18 protein-coding genes are annotated in these 15,867 nt (G+C 67.3%); 10 read left to right on the plus strand and 8 right to left on the minus strand.

The window, feature by feature from the left end:
* Positions 1 to 228: 228 nt before the first annotated feature.
* Positions 229 to 1,134: an AraC family transcriptional regulator gene (locus tag CV103_RS05130; RefSeq protein ID WP_015458720.1), complete on the minus strand. Its 906-nt coding sequence runs from the start codon at positions 1,132 to 1,134 to the stop codon at positions 229 to 231.
* Positions 1,135 to 1,324: 190 nt separating this feature from the next.
* Between CV103_RS05130 and CV103_RS05135 the strand changes: the two genes are divergently transcribed.
* A complete protein-coding gene (locus CV103_RS05135; RefSeq protein ID WP_070931568.1) occupies positions 1,325 to 2,056 on the plus strand; it encodes an SDR family oxidoreductase in 732 nt (243 codons plus the stop codon).
* A 13-nt stretch (positions 2,057 to 2,069) separates the two neighbouring features.
* On the opposite strand, the gene pdeM is transcribed toward CV103_RS05135, so the two are convergent.
* Positions 2,070 to 2,732: a ligase-associated DNA damage response endonuclease PdeM gene (gene pdeM, locus CV103_RS05140; RefSeq protein WP_107394184.1), complete on the minus strand. Its 663-nt coding sequence runs from the start codon at positions 2,730 to 2,732 to the stop codon at positions 2,070 to 2,072.
* A gap of 34 nt (positions 2,733 to 2,766) precedes the next feature.
* Complete coding sequence (locus CV103_RS05145; protein ID WP_107394185.1) at positions 2,767 to 3,480, minus strand: dienelactone hydrolase family protein; 714 nt, start codon at positions 3,478 to 3,480, stop codon at positions 2,767 to 2,769.
* 216 nt (positions 3,481 to 3,696) lie between these two features.
* On the opposite strand from CV103_RS05145, the gene gpmA reads away from it, so the two are divergent.
* From gpmA to CV103_RS05180, 7 genes are all read left to right on the plus strand, one after another.
* Positions 3,697 to 4,383, plus strand: a complete 687-nt coding sequence (gene gpmA, locus CV103_RS05150) for a 2,3-diphosphoglycerate-dependent phosphoglycerate mutase (protein WP_107394186.1) — start codon at positions 3,697 to 3,699, stop codon at positions 4,381 to 4,383.
* Positions 4,384 to 4,480: 97 nt separating this feature from the next.
* On the plus strand, positions 4,481 to 4,969 hold the full coding sequence (purE, locus tag CV103_RS05155; protein WP_107394187.1) for a 5-(carboxyamino)imidazole ribonucleotide mutase: 489 nt from the start codon (positions 4,481 to 4,483) through the stop codon (positions 4,967 to 4,969).
* Positions 4,970 to 4,978: 9 nt separating this feature from the next.
* Positions 4,979 to 6,043 (plus strand): 5-(carboxyamino)imidazole ribonucleotide synthase, encoded by a 1,065-nt coding sequence (locus CV103_RS05160; RefSeq protein ID WP_107394188.1) that lies wholly within the window; start codon positions 4,979 to 4,981, stop codon positions 6,041 to 6,043.
* 47 nt (positions 6,044 to 6,090) lie between these two features.
* Positions 6,091 to 6,408: a hypothetical protein gene (locus tag CV103_RS05165; protein WP_041865321.1), complete on the plus strand. Its 318-nt coding sequence runs from the start codon at positions 6,091 to 6,093 to the stop codon at positions 6,406 to 6,408.
* A 102-nt stretch (positions 6,409 to 6,510) separates the two neighbouring features.
* The gene (gene sucC, locus CV103_RS05170; protein ID WP_015458728.1) at positions 6,511 to 7,710 is read left to right on the plus strand and encodes an ADP-forming succinate--CoA ligase subunit beta; all 1,200 of its coding nucleotides are present in this window, start codon (positions 6,511 to 6,513) and stop codon (positions 7,708 to 7,710) included.
* Positions 7,711 to 7,754: 44 nt separating this feature from the next.
* Positions 7,755 to 8,504, plus strand: a complete 750-nt coding sequence (locus tag CV103_RS05175) for an electron transfer flavoprotein subunit beta/FixA family protein (RefSeq protein ID WP_015458729.1) — start codon at positions 7,755 to 7,757, stop codon at positions 8,502 to 8,504.
* Complete coding sequence (locus CV103_RS05180) at positions 8,501 to 9,430, plus strand: electron transfer flavoprotein subunit alpha/FixB family protein (RefSeq protein WP_015458730.1); 930 nt, start codon at positions 8,501 to 8,503, stop codon at positions 9,428 to 9,430. Before CV103_RS05175 ends, CV103_RS05180 begins: the two co-directional genes overlap by 4 nt.
* 81 nt (positions 9,431 to 9,511) lie before the next feature.
* Here CV103_RS05180 and CV103_RS05185 read toward each other — a convergent pair whose 3' ends face one another.
* From CV103_RS05185 to uvrB, 5 genes are all read right to left on the minus strand, one after another.
* Positions 9,512 to 9,841, minus strand: coding sequence for a PilZ domain-containing protein (locus CV103_RS05185; protein WP_015458731.1), 330 nt, complete (start codon positions 9,839 to 9,841; stop codon positions 9,512 to 9,514).
* Between the two features lie 53 nt (positions 9,842 to 9,894).
* Positions 9,895 to 11,061, minus strand: a complete 1,167-nt coding sequence (gene nhaA / locus CV103_RS05190) for a Na+/H+ antiporter NhaA (protein ID WP_015458732.1) — start codon at positions 11,059 to 11,061, stop codon at positions 9,895 to 9,897.
* Positions 11,062 to 11,183: 122 nt separating this feature from the next.
* Positions 11,184 to 11,468 carry a hypothetical protein gene (locus CV103_RS05195; protein ID WP_107394191.1) on the minus strand — a complete coding sequence of 95 codons (285 nt, stop codon included), beginning with the start codon at positions 11,466 to 11,468 and terminating at the stop codon, positions 11,184 to 11,186.
* A gap of 104 nt (positions 11,469 to 11,572) precedes the next feature.
* Entirely contained in the window at positions 11,573 to 12,130 is a 558-nt protein-coding gene (locus tag CV103_RS05200; RefSeq protein WP_015458734.1) for an outer membrane beta-barrel protein, read from the minus strand.
* Between the two features lie 210 nt (positions 12,131 to 12,340).
* Entirely contained in the window at positions 12,341 to 14,536 is a 2,196-nt protein-coding gene (uvrB, locus tag CV103_RS05205; protein ID WP_015458735.1) for an excinuclease ABC subunit UvrB, read from the minus strand.
* Positions 14,537 to 14,602: 66 nt separating this feature from the next.
* Between uvrB and CV103_RS05210 the strand changes: the two genes are divergently transcribed.
* Together CV103_RS05210 and CV103_RS05215 are read left to right on the plus strand one after the other, a co-directional pair.
* Positions 14,603 to 15,148, plus strand: coding sequence for a DUF3617 domain-containing protein (locus CV103_RS05210; protein ID WP_070931585.1), 546 nt, complete (start codon positions 14,603 to 14,605; stop codon positions 15,146 to 15,148).
* A gap of 109 nt (positions 15,149 to 15,257) precedes the next feature.
* On the plus strand, positions 15,258 to 15,839 hold the full coding sequence (locus CV103_RS05215; protein ID WP_245896655.1) for a 2OG-Fe(II) oxygenase: 582 nt from the start codon (positions 15,258 to 15,260) through the stop codon (positions 15,837 to 15,839).
* Positions 15,840 to 15,867 lie beyond the last annotated feature (28 nt).

Consider the following 15,867-nt stretch of genomic DNA (forward strand, 5'->3'; position numbering starts at 1 on the left):
ACCGCCCCCCACCGTCAACTCCCCATAAGCAACTTTATTGCAATATTATCCCAACTCACTGAAAAATATAAGGGAATTTGATTAAGCCAGCCTTGAGGATCCCCCGCGATCCCGAATCAGGCTGCCGGCGGCCGTGGCGGCCTCATCCTGCAAAACCCGCTTTCCATCTGGGTTTTCGGAAGATTCCCACCTTCGAATCAACGCCCTATCGGATTCGCGGCCTCCGACTCACGCCACCAGGCCATATTCGGGATCGGCCCGAAGGCGGCTCGCATCGCGCAGCGGCGGCGCGCCGAACAGGCGGGCATATTCGCGGCTGAACTGCGACGGGCTGTCATAGCCGACCGAAAAGCCCGCCTGCGCCGCATCCTTGCCTTCCGCCACGATCAGGCGGCGCGCCTCCTGCAGGCGGATGCGCTTCTGATATTGCAGCGGGCTCATCGCGGTGACGGCGCGGAAATGATGGTGGAGCGAAGAGGCGCTCATCCCGGCTTCGGCGGCGACCGCCTCGATCCGGAAGGCTTCGGCGAAGTTGCGCCTGATCCAGCCGATCGCCTTGTTGATCTGGGCAAGCCGCCCGTCGCGGATCGCGATATGGCGCGCCTGCGCCTGCTGCTCGCCCGTGAGCAGGCGATAGAGTATCTCGCGCTCGGCCAGCGGCGCCAGCATCCCAATATCGCGCGGCGCATCGAGCAGCGCGACCAGCCGCGCCATCGCATCGACCAGCTCGGCCGTGACCGGGGTCAGCATCAGGCCGGGCGGCGTCGCCGGAGAGAGCGGCCGGGCGCCTTCTGCCATTTCCAGCATGATCGCCGACAGCATCCCGCAATCGAGCGCGAGGCGGACGCAGAGATAGGGCCGTTCCTCGCTCGCCTCGGTGACATGGCCGACCACGGGCAGGTCGGCCGAGACCAGCAGATATTTGGCGCGGTCATATTCATATATGCCCTCCCCCAGCATCGCCATCTTGCGCCCCTGGGCGACGATGCAGAGCGAAGGTTCCGCCAGCCCGTGCAGCGGCTCGGTGGGGCGCGACGAGCGGACCAGCGACAGGCGCGGGATCGCCGTGACGTGCGTGCCATCGGTGCCGGTGTTTCGTTCAATCAGGGCGGCGAGCCGATCGAGAGCTTCCATGCCGTTTCTCCTCGCCATGCTTAGTGCCATCGGGCGAGGCCGGGAAAAAGGGCCGGGCCGCGACTTCGCAGGATCGTGCAATCAGTTCGGAGCATCCGTCTACCGCCGGCGGGCCGGGCCGGGGCATTGAAGCTGCAACGGCGCCCTTGTTGCGCGCCCTCCCCCTCGCTCCATTCCAAGGATCAGCAGCATGTCCGACATTGCCGGAAAGGTCATACTCGTCACGGGCGCCAGCAGCGGCATCGGCGAGGCGGCGGCCCGCCTGCTCGCCGCGCGCGGCGCCCATGTCCTGCTGGGCGCCCGCCGGATCGACCGGCTGGAAACCATCGCCGCCGAGATACGCTGCGCCGGCGGATCGGCCTGCTACCGCCAGCTCGACGTCACCGATCGCGCCAGCATGGAGGCCTTCGTCGCCACCGCCCTGGAGAAGCACGGCCGTGTCGACGTGCTCGTCAACAATGCCGGCCTGATGCCGCTTTCGCCGATCGCCGCGCTGAAGGTCGACGAATGGGACCGGATGGTGGACGTAAACATCAAGGGCGTGCTGAACGGCATCGCCGCCGCCCTGCCGCGGATGAAGGCCCAGGGCAGCGGCCATTTCGTCAACATCTCCTCGATCGCCGGCCACCGGGTGATGGAGACGGGCGCCGTCTATTCGGCAACCAAATATGCGGTGCGTGCGCTTTCGGAAGGGTTGCGGCTGGAAAATCAGGATATCCGCGTCACCGTGGTTTCGCCGGGCGTGACCGAATCCGAGCTGGCCGGCACCATTACCCATGCCGAGACCCGGGCGATGATCGAACGCTATCGCGAGACCGCCATCCCGGCCGATGCGATCGCCCGCGCCATCGCCTTTGCCATCGAGCAGCCCGGCGATGTCGATGTGAACGAGATCGTCGTCCGCCCCACCGCGGCGCGCTGAGCGCCGGTGGCGCTCAGGCCGCGAGCGGGAAGCGGAGCATCCGATCGGCGAGCGGCACCCAGGCCTGGGCGGGGCCGCCGACCGCGCGGAGGATTTCGGGATGGCCGGCATCGAGCCCGCCGGTGAGCGCGCCGAAGGCCGGCAGGATCAGCTTGGTGGCGCTGGCGACGAAGCAGCGGCGGGCCACCTGCCGGCCGCGCATCGAAACGCGCAGCTTCGGGTGATAATGGCCCGACAGCTCCGGCCGGGGATCGGCGGGGTCGGCTTCGTGGCGGAGCAGCAGGCCCTCCACCTCGGCTTCCGTCGTCACCGCCCCGCCGCAGCGATCGACCATGCCGGCATCGTGATTGCCGGTGATCCAGGTCCAGCGCATCGCGCCCGCCATCCGGCGGAGCAGCGCCTCGGCCGGCGCAGGCAGCCGGTCGCAGCCGGCGGAATCGTGGAAGCTGTCCCCCAGGCACCATATCTCCGCCGCATCCACGTCGCGCGCGATGCGATCGAGATCGGTGAGGGTGGCCATGGAATCATAAGGCGGCAGCATCTGCCCGCCGGCGGCGAACCAGCTCGCTTTTTCGAGATGGAGATCGGCGACGAGCAGCGCGCGCCGGCCCGGCAGGAACAGGGCGCCGTGCGGCAGCGCGGCCAGATCGACTCCACAGAACGAAAAGCGAACCATGGGAGGCGCTATAAGGCGAGCCCCCCGCCCCGCGCTACCCCCACAATTCGCCGAGGAAGTTGCCGAACGCCTGCCAGGAGCGGCGATCGGCATCGGGCTGGTAGGCAAGGCCGGGACCGCTCGCCTCGGGCGAGGTGAAGGCATGGCCGGTGTGGCCATAGGCATGGATCTGCCAGTCGGCCCCGGCGGCCGTCAGCTCCCGCGCGAGCGCGACGGTCGCCTCCGGCGGGCAGAGCGGGTCGTCCCAGCCGTGGAACACGATCAGCCGGGCGCGGATCGGATCGGCATTGGCGAAGGGCGGCGGATCATAGACGCCGTGGAAGCTCGCCACCCCGTCCACGTCCGCGCCCGAGCGGGCGAGATCGAGCACGCACTTGCCGCCGAAGCAGAAGCCAATCGCGGCGACGCGCGCGGCGTCGGTTTCCGGCTGGGCGCGGATCGCCGCCAGCGACGCGAGCAGGCGACCCTGCAATATCTTCCGGTCGCCGCCGGCTTCCTGCATCAGCGCGAAGGCGGATTCCCGGTCCGCCGGCCGCCTGCCCTTGCCATAGACGTCAGCGGCGAAAGCGACATAGCCTTGCGCCGCCAGCGCCTTGCCGCATTCGATATCGAACGCCTTGAGCCCCATCACATTGGGGAAGACCAGCACGCCGGGGCGCGGGCCGGAAACGGCATCATCCCATATATAGACGCCTTCGAATGGGCCGCCAGGGCCGTCATGCTCGACGGGTCGGGTCTGGATCGTCATGGGCCTTCCTCCGGCAGGGCGGGTTCGTCCGCGTTCCTAGAGCCTTTTCGAAGCAGGTGGAATCTCCCGTGGCGCGGAAGGGCGCACCGGGCGGGCCGTTCGGCGCCGACGGCCCGGAAAGTGCGCCCGCCCCGACGGCAATCGTGCCGAGACACGTTGCGCCCGCCGCACGAGCCGCTAGTTAGCGGCCCGAATCGTCAAAATCCGGGAGCCGCCATGCCCACGCTCGTCCTGATCCGCCACGGCCAGTCCGCCTGGAACCTCGAAAACCGCTTCACCGGCTGGTGGGACGTGACGCTGACCGAGCAGGGAATCGCCGAGGCCAAGGCCGCCGGCGAGCTGATGGCCGCCAAGGGCCTGGATTTCGACATCGCCTTCACCAGCCTGCAGACCCGCGCGATCAAGACGCTGAACATCGCCCTGGAGGCGATGGGCCGGCTGTGGCTGCCGGTGGAGAAGGACTGGCGGCTGAACGAGCGCCATTATGGCGGGCTGACCGGCCTCAACAAGGCGGAGACCGCCGCCAAGCATGGCGATGCGCAGGTGAAGATCTGGCGCCGCTCGTTCGATGTGCCGCCGCCGCCGCTGGAAGCCGGCAGCGAATGGGATCTTTCCGGCGATCGCCGCTATGCCGGCATCGCCATTCCCAATACCGAAAGCCTGAAGGACACGATCGCCCGCGTGCTGCCTTATTGGGAACAGCGGATCGCGCCCGCGCTGCGGTCCGGCCAGCGGGTCGTGATCTCCGCGCACGGCAATTCGCTGCGCGCGCTGGTGAAGCATCTGTCGCACATCCCGGACGATGAGATCACCGAGCTGGAGATCCCGACCGGGCAGCCGATCGTCTACGAGCTTGCCGATGATCTTTCCGCGAAGGACCGTTACTATCTGTCCGAACGCTGAGGTGGCGCCCGCCGGCGCCGGCGGGCCGCAGACCCAGTTGCATCTAGCGCGCCGCGCCGTCCCGCATTAAGGACCGCGCTTTGCCGGGGGAACGAGAATGGCCGATGCCGGGCCGCTGATCGGGATCATCATGGGCTCCCGCTCCGACTGGGAGACGATGCGCCATGCCGCCGAGACGCTCGACGCGCTCGGCATCGCGCACGAATGCAAGGTCGTTTCCGCGCACCGCACGCCCGAGCGGCTTTATGAATATGCGAAGTCCGCCGCCGGGCGCGGCCTGCGCGTGGTGATCGCGGGTGCCGGCGGCGCCGCCCACCTGCCGGGCATGGCCGCATCGATGACGCGCCTGCCCGTGCTGGGCGTGCCCGTGGAATCCAAGGCGCTGAGCGGCATGGACAGCCTGCTTTCCATCGTCCAGATGCCGGCGGGCATCCCGGTGGGCACGCTGGCCATCGGCCGGGCCGGCGCGGTCAACGCCGCCCTGCTCGCCGCCGCGATCCTCGCCACCACCGACGAGGCGCTGGCCGCCCGGCTGGACGCCTGGCGCGCGCGGCAGACCGCCGACGTCGCCGAAACGCCGGAGTAAGGGCTGAGGATGATCGTTCCCCCCGGTTCGCGCATCGGCATCATCGGCGGCGGCCAGCTGGGCCGCATGCTGGCCCTGGCGGCGGCGCGACTCGGCTATCGCTGCCATATCTACGCGCCCGAGGCGAGCGGGCCGGCTGCCGACGTTTCGGCAAGCTGGACGCAGGGCGCCTATGAGGATGCCGATGCGCTGGCCGCCTTCGCCGCCACCGTCGACGTCCTGACCTACGAGTTCGAGAATGTGCCCGTGGCGCCGGTGAAGCTGCTGGCATCGCGCCTCCACCCCAATCCGATCGCGCTGGAAGTGGCGCAGGACCGGCTGGCCGAGAAGGATTTCGTCGCCGGGCTCAACCTGCGGCCAGCGCCCTATCGCGCGGTGGACGATCTGGAGGGCTTGCGCGCCGCGATCGCCGATCTCGGCGCGCCCGCGATCCTCAAGACGCGCCGCTTCGGCTATGACGGCAAGGGCCAGGCGCGCATCGCCTCCCCCGCCGATGCCGAGGCCGCCTGGGCGGCGATCGGCAGCCGGCCGGCGGTGCTGGAGGGATTCGTCCGCTTCGACCGGGAATTCTCGATCATCGCCGTGCGCGGCATCGATGGCGCCTTCGCCACCTGGGACGCACCGGACAATGTCCACGAAAACGGCATCCTCGCCCTTTCCACCGTGCCCGCCGGGCCGCTGGTGCAGGCGCAGGTGGAGGAAGCCGTGGCGATGACCCGGCGAGTCGCCGAGGCGCTGGATTATGTCGGCGTGCTCGCGGTGGAATATTTCGCCACCGCCGGCGGGCCGGTGTTCAACGAGATGGCGCCCCGCGTCCACAATAGCGGCCACTGGACGATCGAGGGGGCGGTGACCTGCCAGTTCGAAAACCATGTCCGCGCGATCTGCGGCCTGCCGCTCGGCTCCACCGCGCTCGCCGCGCCGCGAGTCGAAATGCGCAACCTGATCGGCGCCGAAGCGGACGACTGGCCCGCAATTCTCGCCGATCCGACCGCCCATCTCCATCTCTACGGCAAGGGGGCGCCGCGCCCCGGGCGCAAGATGGGCCATGTCACCCGGCTGCTCGCCGGCTGATTCCCGCTCAGCTCCGATTCATCGGTTCGGACAAAATAAGCATGGCCATGAAGACATATTTCCCCGTGATCGCCGGCGCGCTCGCGCTTGCCGGCTGTGCCTCCACCTCGCCCGAGGCCCGGGTGCGGGCATCGCTGATCGACGCCGGGATCGCCCCGCCGATCGCCGGCTGCATGGCGGAACGCATGGTCGACAGGCTTTCGATAACCCAGCTCAAACGCTTGCAGTCGCTGGCGAAGATGCCCGATCGCGATATCGGATCGATGACCATCGACCAGTTCCTCCACCACCTGCGCGCATTGAAGGACCCGGAGATATTCGCCGTGGTCAGCCGGGCAGGCATAGGCTGCGCCATAGCCGGCTGACCGGCCCATCTTTGCGCCGGATGCCGCGCGTGCGGGCTTTCATTCGCGACACTTTCATGCTTTAGCCCGGCGGATTTTGAACCGGAGCAGGCTGGGAGCGTCATGAACATCCACGAATATCAGGCCAAGGAACTGCTGGCGAAGTTCGGCGTCGCGATTCCCGCGGGGCACGCCGCCCTGACGGTCGACGAAGCGGTCGCCGCCGCCGGCAAGCTCCCCGGACCGCTTTATGTGGTGAAGGCCCAGATCCACGCGGGCGGCCGCGGCAAGGGCAAGTTCAAGGAACTGCCGGCCGACGCCAAGGGCGGCGTGCGCCTTTCCAAGACCCTGGACGAAGTGCGCGCGAATGCGGCCGACATGCTGGGCAACACCCTCGTCACCATCCAGACGGGCGAAGCCGGCAAGCAGGTGAACCGCCTCTACATCACCGACGGCGCGGACATCGCCAAGGAATATTACCTCTCCATGCTGGTCGATCGTAAGACCGGCCGGATCGCCATGATCGTCTCCACCGAAGGCGGCATGGACATCGAGGAAGTGGCGCACAGCACGCCCGAGAAGATCCGCACCATCACCATCGACCCGGCCGAAGGCTTCCAGCCCCACCATGGCCGCGCCGTGGCCTTCGCGCTTCAGCTGAAGGGCGATCTCAACAAGCAGGCCGTGAAGCTCGCCGGCCAGCTCTACGAGGCGTTCACCGCCACCGACATGGCGATGCTCGAGATCAACCCGCTGATCGAGACGACCGACGGCAAGCTGCTGGTGCTCGACGCCAAGGTGAGCTTCGATTCGAACGCCCTCTTCCGCCATCCGGATATCCTGGCGCTGCGCGACGAGACCGAGGAGGATCCCGCCGAGGTCGAAGCGTCGAAGTATGACCTCGCCTACATCAAGCTGGACGGCAATATCGGCTGCATGGTCAACGGCGCCGGCCTCGCCATGGCGACGATGGACATCATCAAGCTCAATGGCGCCTTCCCGGCCAACTTCCTCGACGTGGGCGGCGGCGCCAGCAAGGAGAAGGTGACGGAAGCCTTCAAGCTGATCCTCAGCGATCCGGCGGTGGAAGGCATCCTCGTCAACATCTTCGGCGGCATCATGCGCTGCGACATCATCGCCGAGGGCATCGTCGCGGCCGCCAAGGAAGTGAATCTTTCGGTTCCGCTGGTCGTCCGCCTCGAAGGCACCAACGTCCAGCAGGGCAAGGACATCCTCGCCAATAGCGGCCTGCCGATCGTGGCCGCCGACGATCTGGGCGACGCCGCCAAGAAGATCGTGGCGCAGGTGAAGAAGGCCGCCTGATCGCTCCTCCCCAGGGAAGATCGGAAGGCTCAAGGAGACAGCTCATGAAGCTATTGGTGCCCGTGAAGCGGGTGATCGATTATAATGTGAAGCCGCGGGTGAAGATGGACGGGACCGGCGTCGATCTGGCCAACGTCAAGATGTCGATGAACCCGTTCGACGAGATCGCGGTCGAGGAAGCCATCCGCCTGAAGGAAAAGGGCGTGGCGACCGAGATCGTCGCGGTTTCGATCGGCGAGGCGAAGGCGCAGGAGACCCTGCGCACGGCGCTGGCGATGGGCGCGGATCGCGCGATCCTGGTGGTGGCCGAGGGCGAGGTGGAGCCGCTGGCGGTCGCCAAGATCCTGAAGGCGATCGTCGACGAGGAACAGCCCGGCCTGGTGATCCTGGGCAAGCAGGCGATCGACGACGATTCCAACCAGACCGGCCAGATGCTGGCGGCGCTGACCGGCCGGCCGCAGGGCACCTTCGCCAGCGCCGTCACCGTCGAAGGCGACAGCGTGAAGGTGACCCGCGAGGTGGACGGCGGCCTCGAGACCGTGAGCCTCAAGGCCCCGGCGATCGTCACCACCGATCTCCGCCTGAACGAGCCGCGCTACGCCTCGCTGCCGAACATCATGAAGGCCAAGTCCAAGCCGCTCGCGCAGAAGACCCCGGCCGATTACGGCGTGGACACCAGCCCGCGCCTCAAGACCCTCAACGTCTCCGAGCCGCCCAAGCGGACGGCGGGCGTGAAGGTTGCGGATGTTGACGAGCTTGTCGCCAAGCTCAAGGCGCTGGGAGTTGCGGCATGACCGTTCTGGTTCTGGTCGAACATGACAATGCGTCCGTGAAGGATGCGACGCTCGCCGCCGTCACCGCGGCGGGCAAGCTGGGCGAGGTCCACGCGCTGGTCGCGGGTTCGGGCGCGCAGGCCGCGGCCGATGCCGCCGCCAAGATCGCCGGCGTTTCCAAGGTGCTGCTGGCGGACGACGCGGCCTATGCCCATGCCCTGCCGGAAAATGTGGCGCCGCTGGTCGTGGACCTGATGGCGAATTACGATGCGTTCGTGGCGCCCGCCACGTCGAACGGCAAGAATATCGCGCCGCGCGTCGCCGCCCTGCTGGACGTGATGCAGATCTCCGACATCCTGTCGGTGGAATCGGCCGATACGTTCACCCGGCCGATCTATGCCGGCAACGCGATCGCCAAGGTGCAGTCGTCGGATGCCAAGAAGGTGATCACGGTGCGCGGCACCGCCTTCGAGAAGGCGGCGCGCGAGGGCGGATCGGCAGCCGTGGAAGCGGTGGCCGGCAAGGGCGATTCGGGGCTGTCGAGCTTCGTCGGTGCGGAAATCTCCAAGTCCGAGCGGCCGGAGCTGACGTCGGCCAAGATCATCGTCTCGGGCGGCCGCGCGCTGCAGAACAGCGAGAATTTCCACACGATCATCGAGCCGCTCGCCGACAAGCTGGGCGCGGCCGTGGGCGCGAGCCGCGCGGCGGTGGACGCGGGCTATGTGCCCAACGACTATCAGGTCGGCCAGACCGGCAAGATCGTCGCCCCGGAAGTCTATATCGCGGTCGGCATCTCGGGCGCGATCCAGCACCTCGCCGGCATGAAGGATTCCAAGACCATCATCGCCATCAACAAGGACGAGGACGCCCCCATCTTCCAGGTGGCGGACATCGGCCTGGTCGGCGACCTGTTCAAGGTCGTGCCGGAACTGACCGACAAGCTCTGAGCCTTCGGCCTCGTTAAAATGTGAAGGGCGGCCCGCGACGGCCGCCCTTTTGCTGTCCGGTCCCGGCCACCGGAGCCGGAATCAGTGGAGATTGGGCGCCTCGGCCACGATCCGCACCAGCATTTCGGGCGAGAGCGGCGTTTCGAACTGGCAGCCGAGCCGCTGGTCGTCGGACCAGATCACGCGCGCGGCCAGCGCCGGAAAGCCCGGCACGCGCAGCCAGATCGGCCGGCCCGGCTCGACCCGCGCATAGCTGCGCGCCATGAAGCCGGCGAGCGAGATATTGGAGAGCACGCAGCCGATGCCGCGCGCGCCGGCCATGCGCAGGCTGGCATTGATATCGACCGGACGCCGCGTGTCGTTGCGCGAGTCTTCCGCCCGCTGTTCGTGAATCACCGCCAGTATACGCACGATCGTCCATCCGATTCCCAGGGGGAAGAACGAACGGAGGTAGCGATGGATGCTTAATTTTTTCCTTTTGCGGGCGCGAGGCGCAGCAGCGTGAAGCCGGCCAGCGCCGACAGCAGCGAGCCGCCGAGAACGCCGATCTTCACCTCGTCCATCAGCAGCGGATCGGCGAAGGCGAGGCCGCCGATGAACAGGCTCATCGTGAAGCCGATGCCGCAGAGCAGCGACACCCCATAGACCTGGAGCCAGGTCGCCCCGGCCGGGCGATCGCCGATTCGCAGCGCCACCGCCAGCCGGATGCTGGCGAAGATGCCGGCCTGCTTGCCGAGGAACAGGCCGAGCGCGATGCCGAGCGGCAACGGCGCGAAAAGCTGCTCGGCCCCCACCCCCTTGAGCGAAACGCCGGCATTGGCGAAGCCGAACAAGGGGACGATGGCGTAGGCGACCCAGGGATGGAGGCCGTGTTCCAGCCGGTGCAGCGGCGAATCATCGGCATCGGGCGCGGCCGGCGTGACGCGCAGCGGAATCGCCATCGCCGCCAGCACGCCGGCGATCGTCGCATGCACCCCCGACGACAGCACCGCGAACCACAAGGCGGCCGCCAGCAGCAGATAGGGCCAAAGCCGCATCACCTTCAACCGGTTGAGGACGAACATCGCCGCCCACAGCATGGCGGCGGCCAGCAGCGCTGCTCCCCCGATGCTGGCGGTATAGGCGACGGCGATGATCACCACGGCCCCCATGTCGTCGACGATCGCCACGGTGGTGAGGAACAGCTTGAGCGATGTCGGCGCGCGGCTGCCGAGCAGCGCCAGCACGCCGATGGCGAAGGCGATGTCGGTGGCCGAAGGGATCGCCCATCCCCGGACCAGTGCCGGCGCCGCGCCGGTGACGGCGAGATAGACGATGGCCGGCGCGATCATGCCGCCGGCGGCCGCGACGATCGGCAGGCCGCGATTCTTCCAGGTGGAAAGATGGCCGTCGAGAAACTCGCGCTTTATCTCCAGCCCCACCAGCATGAAGAACAGCGCCATCAGCGCGTCGTTGATCCACAGATGCACCGTCATCGGCCCCAGCTTGTCGCTGAGCACCGGCCCGGTCCGGTGATGGAGCAGGTGGAAATAGGATTCGGCCAGCGGGCTGTTGGCGACGATCATCGCCAGGATCGCGGCGGCGATCAGCAGGATGCCGCCGGACGCCTCGGACCGCAGGAAATCGCGCAATGCGGAGTTCGCGCCCCGCCGGGGAAGTGGGGCTCTCGTCACTGCCGGTCCTCATCAGCCTGGAATGGATCGCGATCCAGCCTAGCCGATGATCCGGGCGAACTGAACCGCCGTGCGGCGGATCAGGGCAGGTCGACCGGCATCTTCAGTTTGACGCCGGCCCCCCGCAGCCGCCAGCGGATGGCCGGCGGATCGGGCGCCGCGATGCGCAGCGGTTCGCCCAGCAGCCAGCGATCCCGCGCCATATCGGCCGGGCTCTGCCTTTCGACCGGCGATTTCCAGGCATCGGCAAGCAGCACCGGCATCGCCCCATGCCGGCCGGCCGCCGGCCTTTCCGGCGCGGCCACCGCTTCGGCGGAAAGGCCGAGCGGCACGAATCCCAGGATAAGGACCGTCCTCCAGTCCATGGCACGCTCCCTTACGGCGCATGCGGGTAGAAAGCGCGGAGACGCCCGGCGGTTCCCTTCGGCCCGGAAGGGCAGGCCCGGCGGCAACCGGGCCTGCCACGAGATCAGAAGTGGTAGATGATGCCGGCGGTCGGCCGGATGCTCTGGAAATCATAGGTGCTGGCTTCCAGCCGCAGGCGGACGCCGCTGGCGCGGGTGAGGCCGCCAAGGCCGATATCCTGCGGCCCGACCTCGACGCCCATGCCGTAGGACCAGTCGTCATCCTTGTTGCCGGGGCCGTCGGGATCGATCCACTGGCGGCCGCCCTTCACATAGATCAGCCCGCTCTTGCCGGCGCGGGCGCCGAAGCGACCATAGACGCCATATTCCCAGTCTATGCCGCTGAAGCCGCGCGCCCAATTGCCCTCGACGCCGACGAAGACCGGCCCGACCGGCACGTTGACGCCGCCGACCGCCTCGATCACCGCGCCGTCCACGCAGCCCGACGCGCCGTTGCAGTTGCGGGTAAGCGGGCCGCGATTGTCGCTGTCGAAATCATGATAGCCCGCCATCAGGCCGATATAGGGTTCCATGCCCAGCGGCAGGGAGCTGCCATCCTGGGCATATGCCGCAGCCGGCGCCAACAGGGCGGCGGCGGAGGCGATCATCAACATTTTGCGCATACTCATGATCCTTGCTGCCAAGGAGACGCGACGGTCATCCGCGCGCCGAGGACTCGCCCCCAAGCCCTCGCCCCGCACAACGCGGCGCGGTGTCATCCTGTTGCAAGATCATGGTTTTCGCCCGGAAACTGTGGCCCCAGCGCAACGGCGTGGAGACGGCAGGTGCGATTCCGGCGGCGGGCCGATCCGAGGGCGGGCGGAACGGAGGGCCTAGCGCCCCCGCCGGGCGGACCGTGCTGCCTTGGCCTTGCCGTAACGGGTGGTGCGGGTGCCGGGCCGGCCGCTGGAGGCATGTTCCCTGAGCGGGGCGCGATGTTCCTCGACCGGCAGGCCCAGCTCCTGCTGCTCCAGCCGGCGAATCTCGTCGCGCAGCCGGCCCGCTTCCTCGAACTCGAGATCGGCGGCCGCCTTGCGCATGCGGCCTTCCAGCTCCTCGATATAGGCGCGCAGATTGTGGCCGACCATGTGCGGCCGTTCCTCGATGCCGGTATCGACCGTCACCTGGTCCTTGGACGCGAGATGGCCGACGATATCGGCGACCGCGCGCTTCACGCTTTCCGGCGTGATGCCATGGGCGGTGTTGTAGGCCATCTGCTTTTCGCGGCGGCGCTGGGTTTCCGCCATGGCGCGTTCCATCGATCCGGTGATGCGATCGGCATAGAGGATCACCTTGCCGTCGGCATTGCGGGCGGCGCGGCCGATCGTCTGGATCAGCGAGGTTTCGGACCGCAGGAAACCTTCCTTGTCCGCATCGAGGATCGCCACCAGTCCGCATTCGGGGATGTCGAGCCCCTCGCGCAGCAGGTTGATGCCGACCAGCACGTCATAGACGCCCAGGCGGAGATCGCGGATCAGCTCGATACGCTCCAGCGTCTCGACGTCGGAATGCATGTAGCGGACCTTGAGCCCCGCCTCGTGCAGATATTCGGTGAGGTCCTCGGCCATCCGCTTGGTCAGCGTCGTCACCAGCGCGCGATAGCCCTGCGCCGCCACCGCCCGGCATTCGCGGACGAGATCGTCGACCTGGTCCTCGACCGGGCGCACCTCCACCGGCGGATCGATCAGCCCGGTCGGGCGGATCACCTGCTCGACGAAGACGCCGCCGGTCTGCTCCATCTCCCACGAACCCGGCGTCGCCGAGACCGATACCGTCTGCGGGCGCATCGCATCCCATTCGTTGAAGCGCAGCGGCCGGTTGTCGATGCAGCTCGGCAGGCGGAAGCCATATTCGGCCAGCGTGATCTTCCGCCGATGGTCGCCGCGCGCCATGCCGCCGACCTGCGGCACCGTCTGGTGGCTTTCATCGACGAACAGCAGCGCGTTCTCCGGCAGATATTCGAACAAAGTGGGCGGCGGCTCGCCCGGCAGGCGCCCGGTGAGGAAGCGGCTGTAATTCTCGATGCCGGCGCAGCTTCCCGTCGCGGCGATCATCTCCAGATCGAAATTGGTGCGCTGCTCCAGCCGCTGGGCCTCCAGCAGCTTGCCCTCGGCCTGCAGCTCCTTCAGCCGCTCGGCCAGCTCATGCCGGATCGCCTCGCTCGCCTGCTTCAGGGTCGGCCCCGGCGTCACATAATGGCTGTTGGCATAGACGCGGATATGATCGAGCGAGGCCGCCTTCTTGCCGGTCAGCGGATCAAACTCGACGATCTCCTCGATCTCGTCGCCGAAGAAGGCGATGCGCCAGGCCGAATCCTCATAGTGCGAGGGGAAGATTTCCAGATTGTCGCCGCGCACGCGGAAGGTGCCGCGGGTGAAGGCCTGGTCGTTGCGCTTATATTGCAGCGCCACCAGCTTGCGGATGATCTCCCGCTGGTCGACCGTCTGGCCCTTCTTCAGGTCGAAGATCATCGCCGAATAGGTTTCGACCGATCCGATGCCGTAGAGGCAGGAGACCGAGGCGACGATCAGCACGTCGTCGCGCTCCAGCAGCGATCGGGTGGCCGAATGGCGCATCCGGTCGATCGCCTCGTTGATCGACGATTCCTTCTCTATGTAGGTGTCGGTGCGCGGCACATAGGCTTCGGGCTGGTAATAGTCGTAATAGCTGACGAAGAACTCGACCGCGTTGTCCGGGAAGAAGCTCTTGAATTCGCCATATAATTGCGCGGCCAGGATCTTGTTGGGCGCCAGCACCAGGGCCGGGCGCTGCAGCGCCTCCACCACCTTGGCCATGGTGAAGGTCTTGCCCGATCCGGTGACGCCCAGCAGCACCTGATCGCGCTCGCCCGCCCTCGCCTGCTCCACCAGCTCCGCGATCGCGGCCGGCTGGTCGCCCGCGGGCTGGTAGTCCGAAACGAGCTTGAACGGCTTGCCGCCTTCCGCCTTGGGCGGCCGCTCGGGCCGGTGGGGGACGAAGCCTTCGCCGGTTTCCGGCTCGGCAAGGCTGGTGCGAATCTGGATTGCCATCGGGTGCGAATATGGGATGTTGCCAACCTGTTCGCAATCAGGCGGGCATTCGCAAAGGGGGCCCGGATGAAAATCGCCTATCTGCTGGTGCCGGCGCTGCTTGCCACCGCCGCCTGCGGCAAGAGCGGAACCGGCAACGAAACCGCCGGAACCGCGCCTGCCGCCACGGCTACGGCACCGTCCGGCGGAACCGTGAAGCTGAAGGCCGGCGCCTGGAACGGCACGTCCGAGCTGATATCGATGGAGATGCCGGGGGTGGACCCGGCGCTGCTGAAGAACGGCATCGGCCGGAAGACCGAGTTCCACAATTGCGTGACGCCCGAGCAGGCGGAGCGCCCGCCCGCCGATTTCTTCGCACATCCCGACGTGAAAAATGGAAACTGCACGTCGGAAAAATTCGACATGGCCGGCGGGAAAATCGACGCCGTGGTCGTCTGCGGCGCGCGCGAAGGGCAAGGCGAGCCGCTGCGGATGGAGATGTCGGGCACGTATGCGGCCGATTCCTACGACATGACCGTGCGGATGACGAGCCAGGGCGGCCCCGGCAGCAAGGGCATGACGATGGTGGCGCGTTCGTCCGGCCGGCATGTGGGCGACAGCTGCGAGGGTTGACGCTGGGCTGGCGGATCGTAGGATCGGTGTGCGGTGCACCATCCGCACCGCCGGACAAGCCCCGGCCCGCCTCGATCGAGGCTGATCCTGCTGAGTAGCGAGAAAGCCGATGCCTTTGCTGAATGTTCGCGACGTCCAGGGCTATCTGCATTTCGATCCCGAGGAATGCCGCGCCGCCGGCGAGGCGCTGGCGGCGGACTATGCCGCGGCCGATCCCTTTCCCCATGCGGTGATCGACGATTTCCTGGATGCGGATCTGCTGCGGCGGATCGTCGCCCAATTCCCGTCCACCGAGGGACGCGACTATTTCAATCGCGCGCAGGAACGGCTGAAATACCAGTTCCATCCCAAGTCGATCGAAAGCGCGCTGATCCGCAACCTGCTGGCCGAGCTGAACAGCGATGCCTTCCTGCGCTTCATCGAGGGGATATCCGGCATCAAGGGGCTGATACCCGATCCTTATTATTCGGGCGCCGGCCTGCATGAGATCCATGCCGGCGGGCATCTTTCCGTCCATGCCGATTTCAACATCCACGGCCGGATGAAGGTGGAGCGGCGGCTGAACCTGCTGATCTACCTCAACGACGACTGGCCCGAGGAATATGGCGGCCATCTGGAATTGTGGGATCGGGGCATGAATGTAGCGCGACGATTACGGAGTCCGGTCGGCGTCAATTTTGATGGCCGATAGGTGGCCGCGCCGGTTGGTGAATTCTGGC

It is taken from the genome of Edaphosphingomonas fennica (genome assembly GCF_003034225.1).
Classification (GTDB): domain Bacteria; phylum Pseudomonadota; class Alphaproteobacteria; order Sphingomonadales; family Sphingomonadaceae; genus Sphingomonas_E; species Sphingomonas_E fennica.

Excerpts from the sequence above, each read along its gene's own strand:
- CV103_RS05130 (WP_015458720.1), bottom strand. The coding sequence starts at position 1,134 with ATGGAAGCTCTCGATCGGCTCGCCGCCCTGATTGAACGAAACACCGGC.
- CV103_RS05135 (WP_070931568.1), top strand. The coding sequence starts at position 1,325 with ATGTCCGACATTGCCGGAAAGGTCATACTCGTCACGGGCGCCAGCAGC.
- pdeM (WP_107394184.1), bottom strand. The coding sequence starts at position 2,732 with ATGGTTCGCTTTTCGTTCTGTGGAGTCGATCTGGCCGCGCTGCCGCAC.
- CV103_RS05145 (WP_107394185.1), bottom strand. The coding sequence starts at position 3,480 with ATGACGATCCAGACCCGACCCGTCGAGCATGACGGCCCTGGCGGCCCA.
- gpmA (WP_107394186.1), top strand. The coding sequence starts at position 3,697 with ATGCCCACGCTCGTCCTGATCCGCCACGGCCAGTCCGCCTGGAACCTC.
- purE (WP_107394187.1), top strand. The coding sequence starts at position 4,481 with ATGGCCGATGCCGGGCCGCTGATCGGGATCATCATGGGCTCCCGCTCC.
- CV103_RS05160 (WP_107394188.1), top strand. The coding sequence starts at position 4,979 with ATGATCGTTCCCCCCGGTTCGCGCATCGGCATCATCGGCGGCGGCCAG.
- CV103_RS05165 (WP_041865321.1), top strand. The coding sequence starts at position 6,091 with ATGAAGACATATTTCCCCGTGATCGCCGGCGCGCTCGCGCTTGCCGGC.
- sucC (WP_015458728.1), top strand. The coding sequence starts at position 6,511 with ATGAACATCCACGAATATCAGGCCAAGGAACTGCTGGCGAAGTTCGGC.
- CV103_RS05175 (WP_015458729.1), top strand. The coding sequence starts at position 7,755 with ATGAAGCTATTGGTGCCCGTGAAGCGGGTGATCGATTATAATGTGAAG.
- CV103_RS05180 (WP_015458730.1), top strand. The coding sequence starts at position 8,501 with ATGACCGTTCTGGTTCTGGTCGAACATGACAATGCGTCCGTGAAGGAT.
- CV103_RS05195 (WP_107394191.1), bottom strand. The coding sequence starts at position 11,468 with ATGGACTGGAGGACGGTCCTTATCCTGGGATTCGTGCCGCTCGGCCTT.
- CV103_RS05200 (WP_015458734.1), bottom strand. The coding sequence starts at position 12,130 with ATGCGCAAAATGTTGATGATCGCCTCCGCCGCCGCCCTGTTGGCGCCG.
- uvrB (WP_015458735.1), bottom strand. The coding sequence starts at position 14,536 with ATGGCAATCCAGATTCGCACCAGCCTTGCCGAGCCGGAAACCGGCGAA.
- CV103_RS05210 (WP_070931585.1), top strand. The coding sequence starts at position 14,603 with ATGAAAATCGCCTATCTGCTGGTGCCGGCGCTGCTTGCCACCGCCGCC.
- CV103_RS05215 (WP_245896655.1), top strand. The coding sequence starts at position 15,258 with ATGCCTTTGCTGAATGTTCGCGACGTCCAGGGCTATCTGCATTTCGAT.